The 24,712-nt window shown below is 40.0% G+C and carries 22 protein-coding genes, 1 tRNA gene and 2 pseudogenes; 15 read left to right on the top strand and 10 right to left on the bottom strand.

The window, feature by feature from the left end:
- Nucleotides 1-2: 2 nt before the first annotated feature.
- Nucleotides 3-1,643: a zinc ribbon domain-containing protein gene (locus DYD17_RS10250; RefSeq protein ID WP_115253164.1), complete on the bottom strand. Its 1,641-nt coding sequence runs from the start codon at nt 1,641-1,643 to the stop codon at nt 3-5.
- Nucleotides 1,644-1,922: 279 nt separating this feature from the next.
- Between DYD17_RS10250 and DYD17_RS10255 the strand changes: the two genes are divergently transcribed.
- Together DYD17_RS10255 and DYD17_RS10260 are read left to right on the top strand one after the other, a co-directional pair.
- Entirely contained in the window at nt 1,923-3,419 is a 1,497-nt protein-coding gene (locus tag DYD17_RS10255; RefSeq protein ID WP_003053008.1) for a C69 family dipeptidase, read from the top strand.
- 333 nt (nt 3,420-3,752) lie between these two features.
- Nucleotides 3,753-4,220: an 8-oxo-dGTP diphosphatase gene (locus DYD17_RS10260; RefSeq protein WP_003053009.1), complete on the top strand. Its 468-nt coding sequence runs from the start codon at nt 3,753-3,755 to the stop codon at nt 4,218-4,220.
- 218 nt (nt 4,221-4,438) lie between these two features.
- Here DYD17_RS10260 and groL read toward each other — a convergent pair whose 3' ends face one another.
- From groL to DYD17_RS10285, 5 genes are all read right to left on the bottom strand, one after another.
- Nucleotides 4,439-6,064, bottom strand: coding sequence for a chaperonin GroEL (gene groL / locus DYD17_RS10265; protein WP_003053011.1), 1,626 nt, complete (start codon nt 6,062-6,064; stop codon nt 4,439-4,441).
- Nucleotides 6,065-6,099: 35 nt separating this feature from the next.
- Nucleotides 6,100-6,390 carry a co-chaperone GroES gene (groES, locus tag DYD17_RS10270; protein WP_115253165.1) on the bottom strand — a complete coding sequence of 97 codons (291 nt, stop codon included), beginning with the start codon at nt 6,388-6,390 and terminating at the stop codon, nt 6,100-6,102.
- A gap of 177 nt (nt 6,391-6,567) precedes the next feature.
- On the bottom strand, nt 6,568-9,012 hold the full coding sequence (locus tag DYD17_RS10275; protein WP_115253166.1) for an ATP-dependent Clp protease ATP-binding subunit: 2,445 nt from the start codon (nt 9,010-9,012) through the stop codon (nt 6,568-6,570).
- On the bottom strand, nt 9,012-9,473 hold the full coding sequence (locus tag DYD17_RS10280; RefSeq protein ID WP_115245552.1) for a CtsR family transcriptional regulator: 462 nt from the start codon (nt 9,471-9,473) through the stop codon (nt 9,012-9,014). The genes DYD17_RS10275 and DYD17_RS10280 overlap by 1 nt, the downstream gene beginning before the upstream one ends.
- 196 nt (nt 9,474-9,669) lie before the next feature.
- Nucleotides 9,670-9,873: a cold-shock protein gene (locus DYD17_RS10285; protein ID WP_115253271.1), complete on the bottom strand. Its 204-nt coding sequence runs from the start codon at nt 9,871-9,873 to the stop codon at nt 9,670-9,672.
- Between the two features lie 406 nt (nt 9,874-10,279).
- Between DYD17_RS10285 and DYD17_RS11305 the strand changes: the two genes are divergently transcribed.
- The 11 genes and pseudogenes from DYD17_RS11305 (at nt 10,280) to DYD17_RS10335 (ending at nt 20,171) form a co-directional block, all read left to right on the top strand.
- A complete protein-coding gene (locus DYD17_RS11305) occupies nt 10,280-10,456 on the top strand; it encodes a hypothetical protein (protein WP_003053022.1) in 177 nt (58 codons plus the stop codon).
- A gap of 389 nt (nt 10,457-10,845) precedes the next feature.
- On the top strand, nt 10,846-11,157 hold the full coding sequence (locus DYD17_RS11310; RefSeq protein WP_003053026.1) for an amidohydrolase family protein: 312 nt from the start codon (nt 10,846-10,848) through the stop codon (nt 11,155-11,157).
- 130 nt (nt 11,158-11,287) lie between these two features.
- A complete protein-coding gene (locus DYD17_RS10295; protein WP_003053027.1) occupies nt 11,288-11,743 on the top strand; it encodes a MarR family winged helix-turn-helix transcriptional regulator in 456 nt (151 codons plus the stop codon).
- On the top strand, nt 11,730-13,121 hold the full coding sequence (locus DYD17_RS10300; RefSeq protein ID WP_115253167.1) for a GNAT family N-acetyltransferase: 1,392 nt from the start codon (nt 11,730-11,732) through the stop codon (nt 13,119-13,121). The genes DYD17_RS10295 and DYD17_RS10300 overlap by 14 nt, the downstream gene beginning before the upstream one ends.
- Before the next feature lie 115 nt (nt 13,122-13,236).
- The gene (locus tag DYD17_RS10305) at nt 13,237-13,515 is read left to right on the top strand and encodes a GNAT family N-acetyltransferase (RefSeq protein ID WP_003053031.1); all 279 of its coding nucleotides are present in this window, start codon (nt 13,237-13,239) and stop codon (nt 13,513-13,515) included.
- 300 nt (nt 13,516-13,815) lie between these two features.
- Nucleotides 13,816-14,400, top strand: a complete 585-nt coding sequence (locus tag DYD17_RS10310; RefSeq protein WP_003053034.1) for a GNAT family N-acetyltransferase — start codon at nt 13,816-13,818, stop codon at nt 14,398-14,400.
- Complete coding sequence (locus DYD17_RS10315) at nt 14,388-14,648, top strand: hypothetical protein (protein ID WP_003053036.1); 261 nt, start codon at nt 14,388-14,390, stop codon at nt 14,646-14,648. Before DYD17_RS10310 ends, DYD17_RS10315 begins: the two co-directional genes overlap by 13 nt.
- Nucleotides 14,649-14,659: 11 nt before the next feature.
- Nucleotides 14,660-16,717 (top strand): cation:proton antiporter, encoded by a 2,058-nt coding sequence (locus DYD17_RS10320; RefSeq protein ID WP_003053038.1) that lies wholly within the window; start codon nt 14,660-14,662, stop codon nt 16,715-16,717.
- A 387-nt stretch (nt 16,718-17,104) separates the two neighbouring features.
- Nucleotides 17,105-18,559, top strand: a pseudogene (locus DYD17_RS10325) (IS1182 family transposase).
- Between the two features lie 239 nt (nt 18,560-18,798).
- Nucleotides 18,799-19,107 (top strand): hypothetical protein, encoded by a 309-nt coding sequence (locus DYD17_RS10330; protein WP_003053040.1) that lies wholly within the window; start codon nt 18,799-18,801, stop codon nt 19,105-19,107.
- A 200-nt stretch (nt 19,108-19,307) separates the two neighbouring features.
- Nucleotides 19,308-20,171, top strand: coding sequence for an IS982 family transposase (locus DYD17_RS10335; protein WP_115253168.1), 864 nt, complete (start codon nt 19,308-19,310; stop codon nt 20,169-20,171).
- A 25-nt stretch (nt 20,172-20,196) separates the two neighbouring features.
- Here DYD17_RS10335 and DYD17_RS10340 read toward each other — a convergent pair.
- From DYD17_RS10340 to DYD17_RS10360, 4 genes and pseudogenes are all read right to left on the bottom strand, one after another.
- Nucleotides 20,197-20,371, bottom strand: a pseudogene (locus DYD17_RS10340) (competence regulator inhibitor paratox).
- Between the two features lie 216 nt (nt 20,372-20,587).
- Nucleotides 20,588-21,022 carry a hypothetical protein gene (locus DYD17_RS10345; protein WP_115253169.1) on the bottom strand — a complete coding sequence of 145 codons (435 nt, stop codon included), beginning with the start codon at nt 21,020-21,022 and terminating at the stop codon, nt 20,588-20,590.
- A 566-nt stretch (nt 21,023-21,588) separates the two neighbouring features.
- Nucleotides 21,589-21,789 (bottom strand): CsbD family protein, encoded by a 201-nt coding sequence (locus DYD17_RS10350; protein WP_003053046.1) that lies wholly within the window; start codon nt 21,787-21,789, stop codon nt 21,589-21,591.
- 334 nt (nt 21,790-22,123) lie between these two features.
- Nucleotides 22,124-22,194, bottom strand: a tRNA-Cys gene (locus tag DYD17_RS10360).
- Nucleotides 22,195-22,594: 400 nt separating this feature from the next.
- Here DYD17_RS10360 and ahpC point away from each other — a divergent pair.
- Together ahpC and ahpF are read left to right on the top strand one after the other, a co-directional pair.
- Nucleotides 22,595-23,155: an alkyl hydroperoxide reductase subunit C gene (gene ahpC / locus DYD17_RS10365; RefSeq protein ID WP_003053048.1), complete on the top strand. Its 561-nt coding sequence runs from the start codon at nt 22,595-22,597 to the stop codon at nt 23,153-23,155.
- A gap of 20 nt (nt 23,156-23,175) precedes the next feature.
- On the top strand, nt 23,176-24,708 hold the full coding sequence (gene ahpF, locus DYD17_RS10370; RefSeq protein WP_003053051.1) for an alkyl hydroperoxide reductase subunit F: 1,533 nt from the start codon (nt 23,176-23,178) through the stop codon (nt 24,706-24,708).
- Nucleotides 24,709-24,712 lie beyond the last annotated feature (4 nt).

The raw sequence follows: 24,712 nt of genomic DNA on the forward strand, positions 1-24,712 counted from the left end.
ACTTACTGTTTGGTCAAACTTAATCCCGGTAGTGGTTTGCTATAATCAAAATCACTGGTAGTTCCTGCTTGCCAAACGATAGGATTGGCTGTGTTACCAGATACTTTAAAACCGTAAGCGTATTTGACGTTAACGCCACCTAAGCCTCCGCCTGGCGCTAGAGCACCGACATCACTACCCACTTCTGGGGTGTAAAGATAAATGCCATTTCCTTTATCCTCAACTTTGATAATTTTAGCGGTTTTGGTTTGGCTAGGGCGATTTCCTGCTTTATAGTCAACCTTAGTGGTAATGGTACCGTCCTCAGCTATGGTCACGCTGACAGAAGCATCCTCTCGTTGCCCTGTCCAAGTCCCTAACATATTTTCAGGGAAGATTGATGGAGCCTTGACTTGATTGTTTTCATTGGCAACGGTGATGTTTTTAGGCCCTGACTGACTAACAAGGTAAACCTCTCCCACTTTTTTCAAAGTCATTTTACCCGTCAGCTCTTGACTTATCCGTCCTGAAGTTTGTTTGGCAGGGTCGGTTGCTTTGTCATAAATGAACTCATAGGTAGCTGTAAAATCAAGCAGATAGGATTCCTTACCGACCTGAGTCATTTTGGTAAGGAGGATTGAGGGGATGCTAAGGCTACTTGCTCTGCGGCTATCTGTCTGGAATTTGGCCTTAATGGATTCTTTCAATCCTCGATAAAAGTCATTGCTGGCACCTGCTTCAAAGACACTTCCTAAGGTTGTAGCATCTTGACCAGTGCTGAGGTACTGAATCAGCTGATCAAAGGCTGACACCAAAATCTGCCCTGCTTTTTCTTCATCTAAGAGGTTATCCACAAGAATCTCCAGATGCCCGCCGTCTTCGATACCTGCTAGAGGGTGTTTGCTAGAAGTGAGGTCTCCATCTGGGAAAGTCTTTGTGATATAGACTTGGGCCCCTTCTGTTACCGGGTAATCTTGTACCTGAAATTCTCCTTCTTTTAAGGTCCCTACGTGGTTATCATCAAAATAAAGTTCCCCTTCTTTGACATTGCTTGTCACCGTAAAGGTTTTGAACGTCACACTCAAATCAATGACAGGATTCCGTCCATCATAGGTCTTTCTGACCTTGATCTTACGACCATTATGCTGACCGTTGATACTAGCCGTGTAGTCAGCCATTGGGAGACGGTCTAGCTTGACTGAGAAGGCTTCTGAATCCGACATAGCCACTTTCTTCTGGTTTAAGAGGATATCCACTTGAGGCACATTAGTCTGTATGGTCAAATCCATGGGTTTTAGGGCTATCCGATAATCTGGGAAAATCAGAAAACGACGCCCCACAGACACAACCTGAATAGGACTATCTGGTCCAGCTTCTTTCAGCTCTTTAGCTTTTTGAGCTAATTCTTTTTGGTTATAGCGTCTAAAATGAGTAAACCTAGCTTCGTCGTTAGTAATTTGTTCTTTAGTATCTTCCCATACCAAATACTCTTTGATGTTTTCAAACACAGGCCCAGAGGTTGCCGAGCGAGCTTTTAGATAGGTATTAATACGGTTACCTTTAGAATAATGAAAAGCCCCAAAAAGCAGCAACAAGAGGAAGAAACTTCCTACAATGATAGCTAAGGTTTTAAAGCGTTGTTTATTACGAAATAACTTGGTCATATCAATAAGGTCAACTTTCTGTGAGTTTTCTCTATTATATCATAAAATAGCTAGTGCTTTTTAAAGAGTCCTTGACGGAAGAAGACCTGAATATAACGATTTCCCAAAGTCGAAAGGCATTGCCGGGATAGAGAAAATAAGGCATCCTTCTTATTTCTATAATTCTCGCAATATTTAGATAACTAACAATTTCAAAACGCTTGCGAAAAAACTTGAATTTTAAAAAGGGCAGTCTTATAATAATTTTCGAAAGCGTTATCATTTTCGAGGAGGTTTCGCATGACAAACAAAAAAATAGCTCTTGGGCTTCTATCTGTACTAACAACATTATCGTTCCAAAATGTTAGTTACGCTTGTACTGGTTTTATTATTGGTAAGGACTTAACAACAGATGGGTCCATTATTTATGGCCGAACAGAAGACCTAGAACCAAACCACAACAAGAATTTCGTGGTTCGTCCTGCCAAGGACAACAAGGCTAGAGACTTATGGAAAGATCAAGCCAACGGCTTTGAGTACCCTTTACCCGAGCATTCTTACCGTTATACCGCTGTTCCTGATGTGACACCAAAAGACGGGGTCTATGATGAAGCTGGTTTTAATGAATTTGGGGTATCAATGTCTGCAACGGTATCAGCTTCAGCCAATGATGCCATTCAAAAAATCGATCCTTACGTTAAAGACGGCTTAGCCGAATCATCAATGACCAGTGTTATTTTGCCGAGTGTCAAAACAGCCCGTGAAGGCATTGAACGTATTGCTAAGATAGTTACCGAAAAAGGGTCTGCCGAAGGAAACATAGTTACCCTCGCTGACAAAGACGGCATTTGGTACATGGAGATACTTTCTGGCCACCAATACGTCGCCATTAAATTCCCAGATGACAAATTTGCTGTTTTCCCAAATACCTTCTATCTCGGCCACGTTGATTTTAATGATAAGACCAATACCATTGCCTCAGCTGATGTGGAAAAGGTAGCTAAAAAAGCCAAATCTTACAAGGAAGTGGACGGTAAATTTCACATTGCTCAATCTTACAATCCGCCGCTAAACGATGCCAACCGATCCCGCTCTTTCTCAGGCATCAAATCCCTTGACCCTGACTCAAAAGTCACCTACAAAGACAAAAACTACGAATTACTTCAAAGCACAGATAAAACCTTCAGTCTAGAAGATGCAATGAAGCTCCAACGTAACCGTTTTGAGGGACTGGACCTTAAACCACTTGACCAAATGGCATTAGATGGTAAAGGCAAACCAAAATCCAAAGATGCTGTTAAGGGCTATGCGTATCCTATTTCCAATCCAAATGTTATGGAAGCCCACATTTTCCAATTGAAAAAGGATATTCCTGCTGAATTGGGTGGTGGTGTGATGTGGCTATCTATTGGCAGTCCTCGTAACGCCCCTTACTTGCCATACCTCGGCAATATTAGTAAGACCTATGAAGCCTATCAAGAAAAGAGTACCAAGTATAATGATAAGTCATGGTACTGGACGGTGTCACATATTAATGACCTCGTGGCTGCCCATCCAAAACAATTTGGAACTAAGGTTATTGACGAGATAAAAGAGCTCGAAAAAACGTGGATAACTGAACAAGACCAAACCAACAAAGAACTTAGCCAACTCTTGCAAACAGATCCTACAGCTGCCCAAGAAAAAGCTGACGCGGTCTCCATGGCTCGAGCAGAAAAAACCTTCAAGCGCTTAAAAGCTATTGAAGCCAAACTAGTGAAAGAAAGCCCTAAAAATCAAAAAACAACTCAGAAATAAGAAGCATAGGGTTATATTTCTATCGTTAAGCCTACAAAAACCTCCAAAAGCAAGGGAAACCTTGAGTTTTTGGAGGTTTTTTGATTGGGAGATTCTTTTTGGGCCAGATACAACAATAAGGCCTCGCTCATGCGAGACCTTATCAAGTAGGAGGGGATGAATAAGATGAGTTTTGGTATGAGAGAAAGGAGTTAATAATTCCCCTCTCTGTCGTCCAAACACTTATTCGATTAAGGATTGTCCTTAGTATAAGGGAAGAGGCTTAAAAAAACCTTAATTCGCTCTCAAAAAAATAAACCCCTTATGCTATACTAGTGACAAGAGGTATAAACTATGGAAGTCATCAAAAACTGGGTTAATATTTGTGTCAAACAAGGAGAGCACGTTCTTTTGCTCAACCGACAGCACGATAACTTTCCAGGCTGGATTCAGCCAGGTGGTAAGGTCAAGGAATCCGAATCATTCTTTGAAGCGGCGCTTAGGGAGCTAAAAGAGGAGACTGGTCTAACTGCTCTTAATCTGCAATTAAAGGGAATTTCTGGTTTTATCAACCCTGATAAGCCAGAACGCTATGTCTATTACGATTTTCTCTGCGAGACTTTTGAGGGAGAATTGCTGACTGAGTCCCGCGAAGGACTGCCAAAATGGCACGCCATTAGTGAGTTGAACACTCTTGATATGCAAGAGGATATTCGGCAACGCCTACCACTTTATTGGCGACAAGGGTCGTTTGAGCGCATTCACTACTGGTCGGAAAGCCAAAAAAAGGTTGTTAAAACGATTACTCATTTGTCTGATTAAGGTTTATTTAAGGCAGGCACCCTATACTATTCTTATCCTAAACTTTTTCTTTTTCAGAAATCTCATATTCTCTAAAGACAATTTCTTATTCCATTGCTTTAGGAGAGTATTAAAAAAAAAGTAGCCTTGACCAGTGTCAGAGCTACTTTTTTTAATGCAGTGAGTAAATCTAGGTCACATCAAGCAGCCTAGATTTATTCATTATTAGTTGTTTTTATTTAGAAGCCACCCATCATGCCTGGATCCATTCCTGCTGGCATTGCTGGCGCAGCTGGTTCTGGTTTGTTGGCAACAACTGCTTCAGTTGTTAAGATGAGGCTAGCCACAGAAGCAGCATTTTGAAGGGCTGAACGCGTTACTTTAACAGGATCGATAATACCTGCCGCAATCATGTCTACCCACTCACCTGTTGCCGCATTAAAGCCTGTTCCAACAGGGCTATTTTTCAATTTGTCGATGACAACGGAACCTTCGTAACCAGCGTTGAATGCAATTTGACGAACAGGTTCTTCCAACGCACGAAGAACGATATTGCGGCCAGTAGCATCATCGCCATCAAGCTCAAGAGCAGCTACTTTTTCGATTGCCGTAATAAGTGCTGTTCCACCACCAGCAACGATCCCTTCTTCAACGGCTGCACGTGTGGCATTCAAAGCGTCTTCTATACGAAGTTTCATTTCTTTAAGGGCTGTTTCTGTTGCAGCACCTACCTTGATGACAGCCACACCACCAGCTAATTTCGCCAAGCGTTCTTGTAATTTTTCACGGTCAAAGTCAGACGTTGTGGTTTCCAGTTGTGACTTAATCAAGCCAACACGGTTGGCTATGGCTTCGGAACTTCCTGCACCTTCCACAATAACTGTGCTGTCTTTATCCACAGTCACTTTAGCGGCTTGACCAAGAGCTGGCATCGTAGCGTCTTTCAACTCAAGACCTAAGTCTTCTGTAATGACTGTACCACCTGTCAAGATAGCGATGTCCTCAAGCATGGCTTTACGGCGATCACCAAATCCTGGAGCTTTGACAGCAACCACATTGAAAGTACCACGAATTTTATTCAAAACAAGGGTTGGAAGAGCTTCGCCATCAACGTCATCGGCGATAATCAACAATGGACGGTTGGTTTTGAGAACTTCCTCAAGCAATGGAAGAATGTCTTGGATGTTTGACACTTTTTTGTCAGTAATCAAGATAAATGGGTTCTCAAGGTCGGCAACCATTTTTTCATTGTCTGTGACCATGTATTGAGACAGGTAACCACGGTCAAACTGCATGCCTTCTACCACTTCAAGCTCTGTCTCCATACCACGTGATTCTTCGATAGTAATGACACCGTCATTACCCACACGTTCCATGGCTTCTGAAATGTATTCTCCAACTTTTTCAGAACGAGATGACACAGCAGCAACTTGAGCAATGGCTTCTTTACCAGAAACAGGCTGAGCAATCGCTTTCAAGGCTTCAACGGCTGTTGCTGTTGCTGTTTCAATCCCACGACGAATGCCAATTGGGTTGGCACCAGCAGTTACATTTTTAAGCCCTTCACGGACGATAGCTTGTGTCAATACTGTTGCAGTTGTGGTTCCGTCACCTGCGATATCGTTAGTTTTAGAAGCAACTTCAGAAACCAATTTAGCTCCCATATTCTCAAAATGGTCTTCTAATTCAATCTCTTTAGCAATGGTAACCCCGTCATTGGTAATCAAAGGAGACCCAAAAGCTTTTTCAAGAACCACATTACGACCTTTAGGACCAAGCGTTACTTTTACCGTGTCCGCTAACATATCAACCCCACGCACCATAGCAGCACGCGCATCTGCTGAAAATTTAATATCTTTTGACATATTCAATCCTTCTTTCTATACAGAGATTTCTCGTCTTATTCTGCGACAATCGCGATGATATCAGATTCACGAATGATAGACACCTTTTCACCATCAACAGTTACTTCCAAGTCATGTCCGTTTTCAACCAACACTTCCTGCCCAACGGCTACTGACGGAAGAACAGCATCACCAGTAATGCTACGGATGCCATTTTCGCTGACAGCAACAACTGTCGCTCTACGTGTTGACTCTTTATGAGTTCCTGCCAGAACAAAACCACCGACGGTCTGTTCTTTGTCTTCGTCAAATCTTACGACCACACGGTCACCTAATGGTTTTAACATGTATATTTCCTCCAATAAAAGAATTTTTAGTCATTTAGCACTCTTATTGCATGAGTGCTAAATCTCTCCTCTATTTTATCACTTGGTCAAAAATAGTCAAGAAAAAAGAGTCTGTTTTCATAAGAACAGACTCTCTATTGTTCAGTGGCTCTTAGCAACTCCGTTAGTGATAGGGAATCACTCAATGTTAAAGCTGAGTTTTCCATGAGAAAGACCAATTTTCAGGGTATGACCACTTGCCAATTCACCAGCAAGAATCAATTCAGACAATTTATCTTCCACCTGAGTTTGCAAAGTACGGCGCAATGGACGAGCACCCATTTCTACATCGTACCCTTCTTCTGATAAATACTTGAGGGCCATTGGCTGGAATTTAAGGGTAATGCCTTTTTCTGCCAAAGTAGTCATCAACGGCTGCACCATAATCTTGACCACTTCTCTCATATTATCCTGAGTGAGGCTGTGGAAGACAACCTTTTCATCAATTCGGTTGATAAATTCTGGTCGGTAAGTTTTCTTCAACTCTTCCAAAATCCGTTTTTCCATGGCTTGGTGGTCATGGCTAATGCCTTTTGCCCCAAAGCCAACTGTTTTATCATCACGCAGAGCTGTTGCCCCTAGATTACTTGTCATGATAATAATGGTGTTTGAGAAGTCCACTTTACGCCCACGACTATCTGTCAACATGCCGTCATCAAGCACTTGTAAGAGTATGTTGAAAATATCAGGGTGAGCTTTTTCCACCTCGTCAAAGAGGAGCACGGAGTAAGGCTTGTTTCTGACCTTCTCTGTTAATTCACCACCTTCATCGTAACCGACATAGCCTGGAGGTGCGCCATTAAGACGAGAAGCCGCAAATTTTTCCATATACTCTGACATATCAAAGCGGATAAGGGCAGACGCGTCGTCAAAGAGAACTTCTGCCAAGGCTTTAGCCAACTCAGTCTTACCAACCCCTGTTGGACCAAGGAACATGAAGGAACCAATCGGACGTTTACCTGTACGGATGCCTGACTGATTACGACGAATCGCTCGAGAAATAGCTGAGACAGCATCTTTTTGCCCAATCACGCGCTTATGCAGTTCTTTTTCCAAATTAAGGTATTTTTTGCTATCAGCTTGGCTGAGTTTTTCCAGTGGAATACCTGATAGCTTGCTCAAGGTTGTCAGGATATCCTCTTCTGTCACAGCTGTTGGCTTACGATGTTGTCCTTTAACGTCTTTTGCCAACAAACGAGAGGCCTTCTTCATATCGCCATCAATCAAAGCTTGATCTAATGGCGTGATGATTTCTGGACTGGTTTTTTTAACCATACCTTGGACAGTAGCACTAGCTTCATCTAGCAAATCAATGGCAGAATCTGGAAGGTTTTTGCTGGTCAGATAGCGATGTGCCATTTTCACAGCAGTTCTAACAGCCTGATCAGCAATGGTCACATTATGGTAAGTCTCGTAAGAGCCTTTTAACCCGATCAGAATCTGATAAGCATCTTCTACATTAGGCTCTTCAATTAAAATCTTAGCAAAGCGACGCGAAAGAGCGGCATCTTTTTCAATGTGTTTTTGGTATTCTTCCTGCGTTGTTGCACCCACCATATGGAGGGTTCCGCGAGATAAGGCTGGTTTTAAAATATTGGCAGCATCAAGTGTGCTATCAATACCACTTCCTGATCCCATAATGGTGTGCAATTCATCTACGAAGAGAATAATCTTGCCATCTGACTCAATATCGTCAATGATTTGATTCATGCGCTCTTCAAAATCCCCACGAAAACGGGTCCCCGCAACAACACTCATCATATCTAATTCTAGAACACGCATGTCTTGCAGTTCATAAGGAATAGCACCATTAGCAATACGTTGGGCAAGACCATAGGCAAGGGCCGTTTTACCCACACCTGCATCACCCACAAGAACAGGGTTATTCTTGGTTTTACGACTCAGTACTTGGATCATCCGTGATACTTCAGCATCACGGCCAATAACTGGCTCTAAGAGACCTTGGCTTGCCATCTCGGTCAAATCACGTGTAAAGTCCGCCAAATCCCCAGCCGTGCTTGGTGGCTTCATCATGTCTGAAAAAGAACCTTGATTCTTGGTTTTCTTTGGTTTACGCAACTCGTGGATAGCCTTAATCATTTCCTTACTATAGCCTGCATGAATCTCGATAGCTTTTCGTAAATCAGCTAAGCGAGGTTCTCCGTTTCCTTTATCCTTGATAGCATAACCAGCCATCTCTAATAAGCGAGTCGCCATAATATCTGGATTAAGCAAAACGGCAAAGAGAACATGCTCTGAACCTACCTCTTGGTCTTTGGTGACTTGACTGATAGCTTGGGCAAATTGCAAAAGGTTCGTTAAGGTTTTTGACTGAGGCCTAAAGTCAATGTGAGACACTTGGTCTTTAGGGCTTTTGCCCATAGCTAAAATAGCTGCAGCCTCATATTCTTCCACTGCAACCTTAGCATCAAATTCGCTTAGCACCAAACCCGCTAGGGAGTGATCAACCCTCGCCATAGCTAGCAATATATGCCAAGTTTCTAGGTATTGGCTATCAAAGCGGGCTGCTTGAAATTGCGCCTGCCTGAAAATTTCTTGCATCTTCAATGAATACATGATCATTAATTGCTTCCCTTTCTATCTATACGCTGTAATAAACGGTAGAGCATTCGAGCACGGATTGCTGCCCCCTCCACACCTAGAACCTCATCAGAAGCCATGGCTAAAATGAGATTTCCCTCACGTTCTGTGATGAGGTGTTCGTCAAAGAGGAGTTGAATCGAGTCGGTAAAAACCTGTTCACTAAGGTGATCCTCAATAGAAGCCATTAGATTGCCAATCAGATGGTGTTTGTCTGAAAAATGAACCTTAGCAATACGAATATAGCCCCCGCCACCGCGCTTGCTTTCAACTTCGTACCCACGACTTTCTGTAAAGCGGGTTTTAATAACATAGTTAATCTGGCTTGGAACAACTTGAAAGGAATCCGCTAGCATGGAACGTTTGATTTCTGCAATTCCCGATTGGGCTAATAACTCTTTGATATATTCTTCAATACTGTCTGAAGTATTTTTTGTCGGCATGCTGTCACTCCTTTACTCATGAACCATCTCAGTCGCTTAAAGGCACGACAGACGTGCGATTTGACTAAAACTGACTATTATTATAACAAATAGAAGACCTGAAAGGCAACTCTTTGCCATTGACAAGAGAGGTAAGAGAGACAAAAAGCAGGCGCTAGCAATAGCACCTGCTTTTTTCTCTTGTTTGTTAACCTGACTAAGCTAATTTAGTGATATTAACTGCTTGAGGGCCACGTTGACCTTCTTCAACGTCAAATTCCACTTTTTGTCCTTCTTCTAATGTTTTGAAACCATTAGTTTGGATTGCTGAAAAATGCGCGAAGACATCTTGAGCGTTCTCAGTTGAAATAAAACCGAAACCTTTTTCAGCGTTAAACCATTTAACTGTACCTTGTGCCATATACATCCACTTCCTTTCTATAAAGCATTTGTAAAAATAGAGAGAAATAAAGATGTTGAAACACAAATACTAACTCAAAACCTAATTTACTTGCCAAGTGTAACACGTTTTGAAACCCCTGTCAATCTAAAACCTTAAAAAAGATGATTATTTTTTTACTTTTTCTAAATTTTTTAAGATTATACTTCTATTCGATTGGTCTCCAAGGCATCATAAGCTCATTTTATCTCAAGTTAGTGATTTTTTGTTACAATAAAGGAGAAGCCTTGATGCTAACACCCCCCATCCAAAGTGATATGAGAAGGGAATTTTCCTTATTAAACGAAGGATAGAAGGCAAGGCACCACAGGACAAGAAAGGTCACAATAACCTTTCCTATCATTGATAATAAAAAGAAGGTCAACTGATGACACAAACAGCTATTGACAAACATGCCCATCTCTGGTCAGATGAGTGCCTGGATTTATTAGAAAGCTTAGATGGTAAAGGAATTGCCATCGCTAAAAAATTCAATGTCAGCGAGGAGCCACAAGATTTAGCCAAACGCCTTGACATGATAGACAAGGCTGGTGTTGATTATTAAGTGTTCTCGGCAACGCCACAAGTTCTTCAATTTGGCAAACCACAAGAAGCTCTTGCAGCCACTGAAATAATTAATAATTTTTACCATACTATATATTATCAACCAGCAGTCCGACCGCTTTCAGCGCCTATTGCGTCGTTCCTTTGTTACATATTAAAGAGGCTATCCAAGAAGAGAAACGCAACATTGAAAAAATTAGGTTTTTTAGGAGTCGCAGTCAATACCGTTCTTGAGACAGACTAATCCATTGCCGATGACGCTTTTTTACCTTTCTTTGAAGCGATGGATGCTTTGGGAGCAATTATCTACATTCATCCCACAGGTTGTGGAGCTTTAAGCCCTATGGTCAATGATTATGATCAAGAGTAGGTGGTGGTATTTCCTCTCAAATGCAACGCATTCTCGCTAATGATGAGGACTGTCATAGCTTTTCATACCATCCGCTTGAAACCTTGCAGAGGCACTTCTGGTTTGATACAGCAAACTTCCTTGAAGCCTCCCTTCTCCATAATAATGAGATTTTAGGAAATCAACGCTTATTGGCAGGAAGTGATTTTCCTTATTTCCAAAATCAAAAATATACTCGGGCATTTTCTTACATCCGAGAAGCAAACTTGACTGACAATCAGAAAACAGCTATTTTAGAGACTAATGCTAAAGCCCTTTACGGTAAGCGTTGGCCACTTTCTAAACCTCATTAACGAAAGCAATTGAGACAATAGCCTTAGCAGGTTTTGTCTCTTTTTTAATCACTTGACTTGAAAAAATATAGCAAGCTCTGTTATTATGTTACTATTGTTTTATATAGCAAGCTATATACAAGGAGGCAACATGCGCGAGAAAAACACTGTTTACCTGATTAAACGTGCTAATTTAAGTTTTGATAAAATTGCCAATCATACGCTGGCATCCTATGGCATTACCCATAGCCAATTTAAGTGCCTCAAATACCTTTATCTCTTTGAGAATGGTAGCCTTAACCAGAGGGATTTGGAGCATTATTTTAACATGAGCAATCCAACTGTCACGAGGATTCTGCAAAATTTGGAGAAAGAAGGGTGGATTAGACGGCTAGCTAATGGCAAGGATAAGCGTCAAAAGCAGTTGTACCTCACTGACAAAGCCTTGAGTATGCAAGAAACCTTTAAGGAGATTGCCACCCAACTGGAAAATCAGTTGACCCAACGCCTTACTGATGACGAATTGAATGACCTCCAAACCTTATTACGTAAAATGTTAGCCATTTCGCTAACTGCCGAGAAAGGAGCAGACCGTGATCACATTTAGAAAATTAACCACATTTAAAGGAAGTAACTTCCTTATTCCTATGTTTTTGACCTCTATCATCTACACTTTTTACCCTCATCTCCTAAAACTAGGGACTCCTTTTAGTGGTCTCTTCAGTCAAGACGCCACCTTTTTTATAATTGCGGTTTTACTAATGGTTTCTGGTATTCAGACTGATCTTGGTAAATATCCCAAAGTCATCAAGGCTATTGGACCTGTTTTGCTCTTCAAGATAGGAATCGCTCTACTGCTGACCTTAGCTTGGAAAGCATTCTTCCCCACAACAGGTTTTCTAGGCATCACTGCCGTCACCATTACTGCCGTTTTAATGTCTCTTAACCCTGGCATGTATCTGGTACTCCTGGGAAAAGACATCAGCGAAATGGAAGAAAGTGCCTTTTCCGTCATTAACTTACTGATGTTACCGGCCATTCCTTTGCTTATTTTGAGTGTTGGTGAATCCAACATTAACCTCATGACACCCTTATTAGCCAACATTCTTCCTTTTGCCATTGGAATCTTGATTGGTTACTTATACCCTTCTAGTCGAAGTATGTTTAGGCCGCTCTCTCTGCTTTTGATTCCCTTTTTGGCAGTGACCTTTGGGGCTCGTATCAATATTATCATGGCTCTACAATCCAGCTTAACTGGACTGTTGTTGATCATCTTGTATTACGCTTTAGGCGTCTTACCAGTGGCCCTCTTTGACAAAGCCTGGAACAAAAAAGAAGGCCGTATGACTTTATCCATGAGTTCAATTGCTGCCTTTTCCATGTCTATCCCTCCCTTTGTTAGCCAATATCTCCCTCTCTCCCAAGAGGTCATGGCTCAAAGTATTAGTCAGATTGCCTTTGCCGTTATTATTTCTAGCTTTGCAACTCCTTACCTTTACAAAAGAATCGTTAAAATCACTCCTAAAGAGGAAAAGATGGAAAAAATTTACCCATTATCACGGGATAGCCACAAGCCAGAATTCTTGTTAGAAGCTATGGCAGCTGTCGAGTGGAAAGCGGGTGCTTACTTGGCTAAACGATTAGAAACCGGCCAACTCGATGCCTTGGATCAAGTGATTATCATTACAGACAGCCAAGACAACCTGATGGGATTTGCAGCATTGGTACAAGAAGATATTGTTGAAAAACCAAGTTATGGTCCTTTCCTCTCAACAGTCTATGTAGCGCCTGATTATCGTGGACAAGGCCTAAGCTTGGAGCTGGTTGATCGCATCACCGAACTCGCCAGAGAAAAAGGCATTAAGAACCTTTACACCATTACCGCTCATAGGGGGCTCTATGAGAGGAAACAGTTTATTTTTGAAGGCCCTGTCCAAGATAAATTTGGTCGTGACATGCGTCTTTTGGTCAAACATCTCAATTAGCGTCTACACGACGTCCTAAATGATTAAAATGTCTTTCTATTTGTCATAACTAACATCTTTTGTTACAATGTAACCATCATTATCATCAGGGTTATAGTTAAAAGGAGGTTCTCTCATGGTCACTATTACGTTTGAAGCAAACAAAAATCGCTCAATAGCCCTCGATGAGGCCACAGAAATCGGAGAATGCACTTTCCAAAGCACGGATGACCTTTGGACGATTAACCACACGTTCGTTGACGAAGCTTATCAAGGTCAAGGAATCGCTAGACAACTAGTGGAGAAAATTGCTGATGAAGCCCGCAAAGCGGGCGTAAGGTTGGCTGCGACTTGCCCCTATGCTGTAAGGTTATTTGAGCAGACTCACGATTTTGATGATTTGCTTGCTAAATAAGGTTACGTCAAACCATTTTGCCTATTAGTCACTGTTGGGGCTTATTTTCCGATCAGCGTAACGGACAAATTCCTCTAATTTGTTAGCGTTATGAGCATGAACCCTTTTAAAGGGTATAACGGACAATCGTTTTATCATTACCGAGACAATCCTCGTTATCCTGAAAAGGGTAGGAAAATTCCTCAAATATCTTGTGATTTTGAGCTTTTCCTGCCCTTATTTTGCAAGTTAACGGAGAAAAAGTGCTTAGGCGGATGGTTCCTTATCGATTGAATCAAAGGCTGGAAAGGAGACGACAACATGCTACCACCCACGTCTAAAAAAAGTTATCCTTGTCATTTAAAGGCTCTCATGCCACCCACTTTTAGTTACCGTTCGTGGTACCAAGATGGAGACCAGCTCTATCACCTCAAAGCGGTCGATGCTAAACCACAGATGATTCTCAATCTGATGGAAAACAGTGATTGGGAAGCGTGTAGCGTCTTGGCTGATAAGATTAAAGATGACGCCCTTAACATTAAAGATATTATTATCGTACTCGTAGACAAGTACGGACACATGAAAGGAATAGCTGCTCTTCTATCAGAAGATATCACGACTTATTCCAACGATGGTCCCTTTCTTAGTGCTCTCTATGTCAGCCCAGCGTTTCGGGGACAAGGCTTGTGCCTTGATTTAGTGACAATGATTGAAAAGGAAGCCATGAAGCGCAATTACCATCATTTATATGCTTTGGCCTACCATAGCCAGCTCTATGAGCGGTTAGATTATCACTATGTTGGCCATACCAGTGATGACTCGGGACATTCCCTAAAGGTATTTGAAAAAGAATTAGGAACGGCCTCATCTCATGTAATAACCAAGGAGAAAAAATGTCTCATTTAACAGTAACCGAACGCCTGGACGAAATGCGTCAAAAGTATATTGATGAAAGAACAGGTAATCATCCCGAGTCTTTAGGGTCTTGTAATGACCTCCGACAACTAAAGAAAGTCAAGAAAAAATTGTTAGCCCTTGAAAAGGAGCGCTGTCAATTACTGATTGAGAAGAAAGACATTACAGCTATTACTCAAAAAATCGCTCATTTAAAAACGTTATATATGGCTAAAAATAACTCAAAAGGACCGTCATAGGAGGATTTGCTATGCCCTTGTCAATGCTGCTCATCCTCTTTCTCATGTCACTTATTCTCTCCAACGTGCTTAACCGAATATTTCCTCAGCTGCCTCTTCCTGCCATTCAGCTTCTTTTTGGATTAGGCTATGGCATTTGGCATAAAGGAACAAGCATCCCGCTGGATCCTGAATTATTTTTAGCATTTGTGATAGCCCCCCTAAATTTCCGCGAGGGGCAAGAAAGTGATATTAAAAATATCTTGACTTTTCGCTCAATCACTCTCTACCTCATTCTGCCTACTGTCTTACTTACCACAGTATTTCTGGGCTTAACCACTTACCATTTGTTACCAATACAAGTTCCCTTAGCTGTTGCTTTTGCTATGGGAGCTGCGCTTGCTCCAACTGATGCCGTTGCTTTGCTGTCTATTGCCAAGCGCTTTAACTTTCCCCAACACATCAAACATATCCTAACTTCTGAAGGTCTGCTCAATGATGCCAGTGGTTTAGTTGCCTTTCAATTTGCTTTAACGGCCTTAACCACCGGTTATTTTTCTCTGACAAAGGCTGGGTTACATTTGTTTTTAGCCATTGTGGGAGGCTTTCTAACAGGATTAGGATTCGCTTTAATACACAGACTCTTGCTATCTATTCTCGAAAAGTTTGATGCTAAGGATGTTACTGGAGCTTTGCTTTTGGAGCTAACCCTTCCGATTGTCTCTTATTTTATTGCTCACCTACTAGGGTTTTCAGCCATTATATCAGTTGTTACTGCTGGTTTGATGCAAACCAATCGTCTCAAAAAAGTGACCTTATTTGATGCTCAAGCAGACCGTGTCACCCATATTATTTGGGGCACCATTAAGGTGATGCTAAACGGTTTTGTCTTTTTAGTTTTTGGAATTGAACTGGCTGAGATTTTAGGGCCTGTTTTAAGCAATCCTCATTATAGTAACTCTTATCTATTTGGACTAGTGATTGCCTTGACAGTCGCTCTCTTTCTCATTCGTTTTGGTCTAATTAGTCTTTTCTATCTGTACCATAGTATTCGACATCAAAAATCTTTCAAAGACTTTTTAGTTGATATTGTGTTGCTAACCTTTTCTGGAGCTAAGGGAAGTGTCTCAATCGCTACGATTTTATTGTTGCCTCGTATGGAGTCTTTCCAACACAGCCTTGTCCTTTTTATCGTGGGAGCGGTCACCCTGGTAAGTTTCTCAACAGGACTTATTGTTCTTCCGAGATTACTCCCGCCCTTAGCTGAACCGCCGAATCATTTTGATGAGATTAAGATTTTAACCACTGTATTACAACGACTGGAAATTGAAAGTAAACAAGCACCTGATAATCAAGCTGCCTTATATCAGGTGATGGATATTTACAATCAACGCATCGAACACCTTATTTTGGAACAAGAACCCAATTCGGTCAAAGAAGATCTGGCGGAATTACAACTGTTGATTATCGGTATTGAAACTAAAGGTTTAGAACATGCTTTTTCCACAAAAGCTATTACTATCAAAGATTATCGTCTCTATCAAGCCTATCTTAAATCCCTTGAGAGACAAATTAATAGAAGCTTTATTTCAAGCTTTAGGTATGGTTTGGTCATCTTTCTTCGAATTATCCGTCGTTGGATGCGCGAGCTACTGTCTTTTCGCCATTTCTCTCCTAAGTTATTGACTGAGAACTCCTCTCAAGATCAACTCTTAGATGACCAAACACGAAATCGTTTAACAGATCTTTATCTTGGGAACTCTGAACTGATTTTGGAAGCACTTGAGGATTTAGAAGGGTATTATAATGCCTCCCTGGTTGATTTTTTACAAGGAAAACGTATCCAGGATGCCGAATTAATCAAATCTGGACTTTTTGTTGAACGGGTTATCACTCATTTCATTCCCGATAATAGTGGCGAATTATTACACGCCTTTTATTTAGAAAGGCGGGCTATCTATGAAGCTGAACAAGCACAAGAAATAACACCGACTCAAGCTCATGACCTCCGCCATGCTGTTAATGAGCTCGAGACTTACTCACTTCGCCAACATGCTAATCCATTAATGATTGATGTCGTGGATGGCTAACCTTTTTAGCAGATAATCATGTAAGCAAAGAAATATCTTTGCTCAGGTTGTAGATAAAGCCCCTCTATGAGAATTTGTTTACAATGTCATCAAAAAATAGTATCACTTTTTGCCTTGTATTAGTAATAGGCGAGAAAAGCGAGCCCAAACTCGATACTTTACGCCGTCTCAAAAACGCCAGAAACATGATATTTCTGGCGTTCGGAGATTTTGAAATCTAGGCTCAACTTCTAGGTATAAAATCCCGTAAGAAGTTGCTACCATCCGTGCTACCTAAGTAAGGTATCATAAAAATATTAACTTTGAAGACAAAGTCTCTAGAAATTTAATTTTCTAAGGGCTTTTTAAGTATTTTGAAGTTATAATAAAGTTAGAAGGCGGTCCTCTATGTTCCACAAAGAAAATCCTGACTATAATCGAAATCAAGTTGGTTTCTATAGTTTAGATGAGTTGGTTCCCAAAGACCATCTCTTGCGTCAAATTGATGAAGCGATAGATTTTTCATTTATTTATGACTTAGTGAAAGACAGTTATTGTACAGATAACGGTCGTCCTAGTTTGGATCCGGTCATGTTAGTAAAAATCCCCATGATTCAATGTCTCTTTGGCATTCGTTCCATGCGTCAAACCATCAAGGACATTGAGGTTAATGTGGCTTACCGCTGGTTTCTTGGGTTGACTTTAGAAGATAAGGTGCCTCATTTCACAACTTATGGTAAGAACTATAATCGTCGTTTCCAGGATAAACAAGTCATTGAAGCAATTTTTGCTTATATCTTGGGGCTCTGCCTCAATGCTGGTTTGATTGACCCAACTGACATCTTTGTGGATGGGACTCATATCAAGGCAGCCGCTAACAATCACAAATACATCAATCAAGAAGTCGATGCACAAGCTAAATTTATGAGTGATCAGTTGGAGAAGGAAATTGCTAAAGATAGGGAAAAACATGGAAAAAAGTCGCTAGGAATCGCCAAAGAAAAAGAGCCCATAAGTAAGAAAATCTCTACAACCGACCCTGATAGTGGTTGGTTTCATAAGGGAGAACACAAGCAAGTTTTTGCTTATAATGCCCAGGTAGCTTGTGATAAGTATGGTTAGGCACTAGGCTATAGTATCCACGCAGGGAATGTCCATGATAGTCAGGCATTTCCTGCACTCTTTGACAAAATCAAAGCATTGACTCCTCACTATCTCATCGCTGATTCTGGTTATAAAACTCCAAGCATCGCGCATTACCTATTAACTATAGGTATCATACCAGTTTTTTCTTATACTAGACCTCGTAATAAAAAGGATATGCTTCGGCTAAAAGAATTTATTTATGATGAGTATTATGATGTTTACCTCTATCCAGAAAATCACCCTTTATCCTATTCAACGACTACTCGAGATGGCTATCGTGAGTACAAAAGTAATCCAGCTGTATGCCAGTCTTGTCCCTTATTATCAGTTTGTACCCAATCAAAAAACCATCAAAAAGTAATCACTCGTCATCTCTGGAAAGATGATTTAGAGGTCTGTGAAGACATCCGACACCAAAGAGGGATGAAGGAACGCTATCAAAAGCGCAAAGAAACCATTGAGCGTTTGTTTGGAACAGCTAAAGAATATCACAACTTACGTTACACGAGATTAAGAGGAAAGTCCAAATTGGAGGCAACCCTTGGGCTGACTTTAGCGTGATTAAATATGAAAAAATATAGTAAGATAATGGCTGGAATAGTCTTTTTAGTTTGCCTAAAAGTGATCATATCAAGACCAATTGTGATAACAATAGTAAAAGAAAAGACAAGCTGGATTAACATTCCAGTTTGTCTTCAATCTGAAAGTTCGTTATAACGAGCTTTTTCTTTCTTGTGAGATTCTCCTGATAAATCAGGTTATCTGAAGGCTGTAGACGGATTTTAGATGCATTGATATCAGTGCTTTAGAGTAACTTTGACCGATTTTTGACCGATTTTATTTTTTATCACTCCAATTCTATCGGCACTTTTCCTATTCTCACGCTCCTAAACCTTGACAAATAAAAATTAGCGTTGTATAATGAATTTGTTATAAAAATGACAGGAGTATTAGATATGAGATTATCGTTGAAAAAACTTTGTGTGACAGGTTTGTTAGCTTGCTCTATGGCTGTAGCGACATCGACAACTACATTTGCCTCAGAAAAACCAACTCCCAATGAAATAGAAATTGCTCAATTTGGTGGTTTTTATAGTGGCTTTACTGGCCAAGAGCATAATAATCCGTACCATATAGAAGTTGAGCCGGACTTATACTATTTTTATGAAGAAGCTTATCGTGTAGGAACACACGTCAAGGATAGCCCTAAGCACAACAAAGAAAGTATTATATCTTTATTTGAAAAAGTAAAAAAACGCAGTTAATCACTCAACAATAAAGAAGTCTGAGAAGACAAAGTCTTTAGAATTTAGATTCTAAGGACTTTTTTGATTCTTACAAAAAGCCCTGTAAGATATTATAAGGTTTTATTAGTCATACTCGTGGTGCTAGTTGATTTTCAACGGCAATAAAAAGCCCAAAAGGACTATACTGTAAGTGACAAAACCAACAGGAGGTAGTCCCAATGAGCCACTTACATTATACCGCTAAATCCCATCATTTACAATGGAATATCAAACAATTATCCCAAATCTGTTCCCAATTTTATCGTACCTACTGCCCCGATTCGTTGAAGCATCGTCGCAACATCGGTTTAGCCAAAGTTTCAGATGAGTCACTTCTTGTTTTATTGCTACTTCAAGCTGAGTTAGGGATAACATCTCAACGCCGTTTTTACAGGATTTGTCACCTTTTCTTTGGTCATAACTTACTAGAAAGAAGCCGCTTTAATAGACGAACAAAACAATTGATTTGGTTGGTTCAACTCATTCGACAAGCCTTGAGTGGGGCAATCTCGCCAGATACTATTGTGATTATGGACAGTTTTCCATTGCCACTTTGCCAGCCTATTCGCAATCATAGCGCCAAGATTTTCAATGATTACGCTGATATTGGGTATAATGCCGCTAAAAACTTTTGGTTCTATGGTTTTAAAGTCCATATGTTGGTCACTTTGTCGGGGTTTATTCTCAACTATGTTGTGACACCAGCCTCTGTTCACGACATTAAAGTCGTTGATGAACTCCTAGAAGACTGTAGGCAATCTGTTGTTCTTGCCGATTTAGGCTACCTCAGTCAAGAACTAAAAGAGACCTTACAACAGGAAGGCTATCACTTATGGACACCATTACGTCAAAATATGGTTGGTGCAAAACAGCATAATCACTGGCAGTTACTTGTCATGAGAAGAACGATCGAAACTCGCTTTTCTGAACTTTATTCGCTATTTAATATTGAGCATACCTTGACTAGAAGTATTAGGGGACTACAATTGAGAATCGAACAAATCATACTGACTCATAATTTGAGATATTTTGAAATTAACTAGCACCACGGGTTAGTCATATAAACGACTAAATCAAGAACTCCCTCAACACTTCTTCCACTTTTTCCTCTGTTACAATTTCTCCATTCCTCACTAGACAACACATAATCAAAAATCTGTCCGTTCTTGCGCACGATTGCGACTGTGTCTCCTGTGATATAGCCGTCATTAATAGCTTGCTTAAATTCGTCGTATGTTAGCATCTTTACCCTCCTGTCGACTTTATATTACAACAAAAACAAGAATTGGCCTATAAAACTCTGAATGTTAAAATAAGATGTTTAAAGATATAAGACAGCTATCTAAATCTTATGAAACAAAGTTTACCAGCATTTATATATCCATATAAAAAAAGAGAAAGCTAACCTAGCTCTCTCTTTTTTTATAGTATATTTTAAAAGTTTATAAAAATATATTATTTAATAAAGACCTTTAAACTTTTCTTTATGTTCCTCATAATACTTCATAGCAGCATGCTCAACTTTATTGCTTATATGATCATAATATTGTGGAATAAATACTTTGACAGGTTCTACCCATTTTGATCCACGATTTCCTTTAGGATATAAAGTAACAAATTTTCCTATTCCATTAACACTTTCATATTTCGGAATTAAAACCGGCCAATGAGATCCAGATTCATATCCACGTCCTCCTAACGGCGGTAACCATATTAATTCCATTTCGATATCAAGAGTTAAAGGGTCAGAAGTTTTATATCCTGTACCATCATATTTCTCTATTTTAATAATACCGTTTCCATCAGTATTTATTTCATTAGCATTTGCTGTACTTGTATTAGCAAATGTTAGAAGTAATAAAGTAGAAAATAAAATTTTCTTTGCAGTTAACATTACATCCTCCTAATATTTTATACTCATAATTTTATCACTTTTTTAAAAAAAGTCAAAAATCGATGGAGTAAACTTTTGGATGTATAGATGTATATTATAGAAGTAGACAGAACTTTGTGTGTTATAATCTTTTTTATCAATAATTAAGCTAGTTTTCCCTAAATTTGATTTATCGCAAGTAACCGCTCACTGCTGCAAAAATACTTCTAAATCCTTTTCTCGCTCACACTTAAAAGCATTAAAAGAAGGTAGCAAACTTTCCTCAATTATGCCACCTTCAAGCAGTTCGCCTAGTGAGAATACGATATAGTCTCTCGCTTTTTAAATACCTTTCTTAGTTTTTCTAAATATGCATTAGGGGGTTTATACTTTGACTCAAATTATTTTGACAGTATTATTGGTGCATTCTAGTTTAACAAAGCTATCGGATTGAGCTCTAGAAAGATTAAAATTCTTTGTAAAACTAGTAGTTGCCATTATAACATGCCTTGAACTTTTTACCAATAAAAAGTGCGAAATTTTTTTGCGAAAAAACCGCCCTCAATTAAGAGAGAGCGGTTGGTTTTTTATTTCAGTTTTTCTTTGACAGCATCTACTGTCCCTTCGACTGCTTCTTTAGCATCATCTACTAGTTCTTTACCTTTGGCAATTGTTTTTTCGACAAAACCTTTTGCTTCTAACTCTTTATCACCAGTTAGCTTCCCAGCACCTTCTTTAAGGCTGCCTGATGCTTGTTCAACTTTTGCTTTTAGTTTTTCTTCTGACATAATGTGCCTCCTTTGATTTTTACTTTATAATAACATTTTGATTATTTCTAGGCAAATAAAAAAGTAAGAACCGCTAGTGTTAGGCGATTCTTGCTAAAAATTTCTACTTATTTGACATTAGTCCAGTGCACTTTATTCCATTAATCATTGCCTTAACAGAATCATAATCTTTAAAACCTAAAAGCTTTGCCCTACTGTCATCTTCTTTACAAAGAACCTTCAAACTAGACTGTATTTTTCTCCATTTTTCTCTTTTTTATCCTGTCAAAAAAAATAAAAGCCTTGATTTAAAAACGTTTTTACGAGGTTAATCAAGGCTTCATTTGTATTATTAAGGCGGTAGACGGATTTGAACCGACGATCAAGCTTTTGCAGAGCCGTGCCTTACCACTTGGCTATACCGCCACAACACAAATTATTTTACCTTAATTCCCTATATCCGTCAAGTATTATTTCTAGTTCACAGGTGACACTATTTCTCCCTCTCCTAACAAACTAGCGCTTAATATTTTGGAAAAAGTCCTTTTTTAGATTAAGTTAGCTTAATTCATTGAAAAAAATTTAAATGAAAGCGCTTTAATTTGGTTAAATTTTCTGTTTAAACTAATTTTATTAACCCTTTGATTTCACAGGCTTAGTGGCTTATTTAGAATGATTTTAATGTATGTGATGCTATTCACATCTAAATTGTCAGAAAACAATAGGCACTAATCTAGGAAAATCAAGGGTTTTTGATTGGACATACGCTTGTCGTTCTTTTATAATACAAGTATAAAAATTTAATAAATAAGAGGAGGACAGCTATATGTCTCTAATTGGAAAAGAAATTACTGAATTTTCAGCCGATGCTTACCATAATGGTAAATTTATCAAGGTAACAAGCGATGATGTTAAGGGCAAATGGTCTATCTTCTGCTTCTATCCAGCAGATTTCTCATTTGTTTGTCCAACAGAGCTAGGTGACCTTCAAGAACAATATGAAGCACTAAAAGCATTAGATGTTGAAGTTTACTCTGTTTCAACAGATACTCACTTTGTCCACAAAGCTTGGCATGATGATTCAGATGTTGTTGGTACAATCACTTATCCAATGATTGGTGACCCATCTCATCTTATTTCTCAAGCCTTTGAGGTTTTAGGCGAAGATGGTCTCGCTCAACGTGGAACATTTATCGTGGACCCAGATGGCATTATCCAAATGATGGAAATCAATGCTGATGGTATCGGACGTGATGCTAGCACATTGCTGGACAAAATCCGTGCTGCTCAGTACGTTCGTAAACATCCAGGTGAAGTTTGTCCAGCTAAATGGAAAGAAGGCGCAGAAACATTGACACCAAGTCTTGACCTAGTTGGTAAGATTTAACACCCCTAAGGAGGAAGATTATGGCATTAAGTCCTGATATTAAAGAACAACTTGCCCAATACCTCACCTTGTTAGAATCTGATTTGGTTTTGCAAGCTTATCTTGGTGATGATGAACAGTCTCAAAAGGTTAAAGACTTCGTGGAAGAAATTGCTGCGATGTCTGATCGTATTTCGGTTGAAGAAACTGTCTTAGATCGTAAACCAAGCTTTAAAGTTGCGAAAAAAGGACAAGATAGTGGGGTTGCCTTTGCTGGTCTACCTTTAGGCCACGAATTTACGTCTTTCATCCTTGCCCTCTTGCAAGTATCTGGACGTGCCCCAAAAGTAGATCAAGATGTTATTGACCGCATCAAGGCTATTGATCGCCCACTCCATTTTGAAACTTACGTCAGCTTAACCTGCCATAACTGTCCAGACGTTGTTCAAGCTCTCAACATTATGTCTGTTTTGAATGACAAGATTTCACATACTATGGTGGAAGGTGGCATGTTCCAAGATGAAGTGAAAGCCAAAGGCATTATGTCTGTGCCAACTGTCTTCTTAGATGGTGAAGAATTCACTTCAGGCCGTGCTACTATCGAACAACTCTTAGAACAAGTCGCTGGTCCCCTTTCAGAAGAAGCCTTTGCGGATAAAGGGGTCTATGATGTCCTTGTTGTTGGTGGTGGACCTGCGGGCAATAGCGCTGCTATCTATGCAGCTCGTAAAGGGTTGAAAACAGGCTTATTGGCTGAAACCTTTGGTGGTCAGGTCATGGAAACTGTTGGTATTGAAAATATGATTGGTACCCTCTACACAGAAGGGCCAAAATTAATGGCCGAAGTAGAGGCTCATACCAAGTCTTATGATGTTGACATTATCAAAGCACAACTAGCTACCTCAATTGAGAAAAAAGAAAACATCGAGGTTACTCTGGCTAACGGTGCTATTTTACAAGCCAAAACAGCTATTTTAGCCCTTGGTGCTAAATGGCGTAACATCAATGTTCCTGGGGAAGACGAATTCCGCAACAAAGGGGTCACTTACTGTCCTCATTGTGATGGTCCTCTCTTTGAAGGCAAGGACGTTGCTGTTATCGGTGGTGGAAACTCTGGATTAGAAGCTGCCCTTGATTTGGCTGGTCTTGCTAAACACGTGTATGTGTTAGAATTCTTGCCTGAGCTCAAAGCTGACAAAGTGCTTCAAGACCGCGCAGCTGATACTGCTAACATGACTATTATCAAAAATGTTGCAACCAAAGACATTGTTGGTGACGATCATGTTACTGGTCTCAACTACACTGTACGTGATAGCGGTGAGGAGAAACACATTGACCTTGAAGGGGTCTTTGTCCAAATTGGTCTTGTTCCAAATACAGCTTGGCTCAAGGATAGCGGTGTGAACCTAACCGACCGCGGTGAAGTTATCGTGGATAAACATGGGTCAACCAATATTCCTGGTATCTTTGCTGCTGGGGACTGTACTGATTCAGCTTATAAGCAAATCATTATTTCAATGGGATCTGGGGCTACTGCTGCCATCGGTGCCTTTGACTACTTGATTCGTCAATAATGAC

It is taken from the genome of Streptococcus dysgalactiae subsp. dysgalactiae (assembly GCF_900459225.1).
Taxonomy (GTDB): Bacteria; Bacillota; Bacilli; order Lactobacillales; family Streptococcaceae; genus Streptococcus; species Streptococcus dysgalactiae.